Raw genomic sequence first — 2,638 nt, forward strand, 5'->3', positions numbered from 1 at the left:
GGCGGCCACGTCGTGCTGCCTCTGCTGGAGGCGCAGACGGTCGGCGCCGGCACGGTCGGGCAGAGCGAGTTCCTGGCCGGATACGGGGCGGCGCAGGCGGTGCCCGGCCCGCTCTTCACCTTCTCCGCGTTCCTCGGCGCGGTGGGCGCGGGGACGCCGGACGGTGTCGCGGGGGCGGCGATCGCGCTGGTCGCGATCTTCCTGCCGGGCGCTCTGCTCGTGGTCGGCGTGCTCCCGTTCTGGCAGCGGCTGCGGCACCTGCCGGTCGCGCAGCGGGCGCTGGCCGGCGTGAACGCCGGCGTGGTGGGACTGCTCGGCGCCGCCCTCTACGACCCGGTGCTGACCGAGGGCATCGGCTCGACCGGCGCTCTGACGCTCGCGATCGGCGCCTTCGTGGCGCTGACGCGCTGGACCGTGCCCCCGTGGATCGTCGTCCTCGCCGCCGCGGGCCTCGGCGCCCTGCTCCTCTGACTCCCTCCGGGGACGACGATCCGGACCAGCCCTGGCAGTCTGGACGCATGAGGGCTCGGGGGACGACAGCGGCAGTGGCGACGACGGCAGCGGCGGGGCTCCTGCTGCTGGGCGGGTGCACCGCCGGCGGCGGGGCCGAGGCGGGCGCCACGGCGTCCGCGCCCGCCTCGCGGACGCCGAGACCCGCCATCACCGACCTGATCACTCCGAGCCCGACCCCCTCCGCTCCGGCGACCGCCGAGCCGGTCGGAACCGTCGTCGACGCCGGGCCGGTCGGCGAGGGAGTCCCCGCCACCGTCTCGGGCACCGGCCCGGCCGACGTGTCGTTCCAGCGGCAGGGCGAGTTCGCGGTCGTCCTGAGCCTGGACTGCTCGGCCTGCACCGGCACGGCGATCGTCACCGCCGCGGGCCGGATGACGCCCTTCGGCGAGGCCGCCGCCCCGATGACGGGGTCGTTCCTGACCGGGATCTTCCGCGACGACCCCGTCGAGCAGCAGGTGATCGTCCGAGCCGACGGGCCGTGGACGCTCGGCCTGCAGAGCTGGAACGACCTCGCGACGGTGAGCGGTGCGCAGTCCGGCACCGGCCCGGCCGTCCTGTTCTTCTCCGACGACGTCCCGCGCGTGACGGTCGACTACACGCCCGCGGGTCCGGACGACTCGTTCTCCGGCCGCGTGTTCACGACCTCCGATCAGCCGCAGCTGTTCGGCGACTCCGTCGCCTTCTCCGAGGTGTTCGAGGCCGACCTGCCCGGCGTCATGGCCGTCCAGACCGAGGGGACCTGGACCGTGACGCCGACGCCCTGACCCGGGGTCGCGACGCGCCGTCCGCGGAGTCGGGGAACGGGCGCCCCTCGGCCCAGACCCGCTGCACGCGGAGCGACGCGTCGAGCAGGACGACGTCGGCGCGGTACCCGGGGACCAGCAGGCCGAGGTCGCCCCGGCCGAGCACGCGGGCGGGAACGGCGGTGAGGGCGGCGACGGACGCCTGCAGCCCGAGCCGGCCGGGCCCGACGGCCCGCCGCAGGGCCTCCTCCTGCGTGAGCGTGGATCCGGCGAGCACAGCGGTGCCCGCGAGCCGGGCGACTCCGCCGAGCACCTCGACGTCGAGCGGGCCGAGGCGGTGCACTCCGTCACCCGCCCCGGCCGCCGCCATCGCGTCGGTGACGAGCGCGATCCGCCCGGGAGCCGCCGCGAACGCGAGCCGCACCACCTCGACGTCCACGTGCCGGCCGTCGAGGATCAGCTCGAGCGCGACCCGCTCGTCTCCCAGGGCCACCGGGATCGGGCCCGGGGAGCGGTGGCCGATCCCGCGCATGGCGTTGAACGCGTGCGTGACCAGCCGGGCTCCGCGGTCGAACGCGGCCCGCGCCTGGTCGGCGTCCGCCTCGGTGTGGCCCACCGCGACCACCGTGCCGGCGCCGGCGAGCCGCTCCACCGCCGCGAGGGCTCCCGGCAGCTCGGGCGCGAGCGTGATCTGCGCGAGGCGTCCGCGGGCGGCGTCCAGCAGCCGGTCGACCGCGCCGGAGGAGGGGTGCACGAGAGCCGCGGGGTCGTGCGCTCCCCTGCGCGAGGGCGCGAGGAACGGGCCCTCGAGGTGCGCGCCGAGCACGAGCGGGTCGGCGGCCGCGAGAGCCGAGACCGCGTCCAGAGAGGACTCCAGCTGCTCCAGCGGCGCCGAGACCAGGCTGACCAGCGAGCGCGTGGTGCCACGGGAGCGGTGCAGCGCGAGGCCCGCGCGGATCGCCTCCGCTCCTCCGTCGAAGCCGTCGCCGCCCCCTCCGTGCACGTGCAGGTCGATGAAGCCTGGGACAGCGGTGAGGCCCCGCGCGTCGTGCAACTCCGCCCCCTCCGCCTGCGCCTGCCAGCCGGTGCCGGTGCCGGTCGCCGTGATCGCGCCGTCCCGCGCGAGGAGCCAGTGGTCCTCCACCGTTCCGGCCGCGTCGACCTTCCGTGCGCTGTGGATGATCAGCGCGGCGTGCGCCATGCGGTCCCCTCCTGGGTGTCGGTTCCGGATCGTTCGGGGACTCCGCCCCCTCCCGACGATGGCACAGCCCCTGCCGGTCGAGCCGGTCCGACACCGATCACTGCGCCACCCGAACGCATTCCGCGCCTCCGCGTCACGAACAGGGACCTCGCGCGTCTCCTGTGCATGCCTCCCCTGGACA

3 protein-coding genes are annotated in these 2,638 nt (G+C 76.1%); 2 read left to right on the plus strand and 1 reads right to left on the minus strand.

Annotation, left to right across the window (positions count from 1 at the left end; all coding sequences use genetic code 11):
- Both C5D04_RS17630 and C5D04_RS17635 read left to right on the plus strand, forming a co-directional pair.
- Nucleotides 1–471: chromate transporter (locus tag C5D04_RS17630; protein ID WP_181137761.1), on the plus strand; the 471-nt coding region annotated here is incomplete at its 5' end.
- 74 nt (nt 472–545) lie between these two features.
- Nucleotides 546–1,277 (plus strand): hypothetical protein, encoded by a 732-nt coding sequence (locus C5D04_RS17635; protein ID WP_104225243.1) that lies wholly within the window; start codon nt 546–548, stop codon nt 1,275–1,277.
- On the opposite strand, the gene C5D04_RS17640 is transcribed toward C5D04_RS17635, so the two are convergent.
- A complete protein-coding gene (locus C5D04_RS17640; protein ID WP_104348137.1) occupies nt 1,228–2,457 on the minus strand; it encodes an N-acetylglucosamine-6-phosphate deacetylase in 1,230 nt (409 codons plus the stop codon). The genes C5D04_RS17635 and C5D04_RS17640 overlap by 50 nt on opposite strands.
- Nucleotides 2,458–2,638: the final 181 nt, after the last annotated feature.

It is taken from the genome of Rathayibacter sp. AY1D2 (assembly GCF_002932695.1).
Classification (GTDB): domain Bacteria; phylum Actinomycetota; class Actinomycetes; order Actinomycetales; family Microbacteriaceae; genus Rathayibacter.

Bases quoted from the DNA above. Each gene is read 5' to 3' on its own strand.
- C5D04_RS17640 (WP_104348137.1), bottom strand. From the start codon at position 2,457: ATGGCGCACGCCGCGCTGATCATCCACAGCGCACGGAAGGTCGACGCG.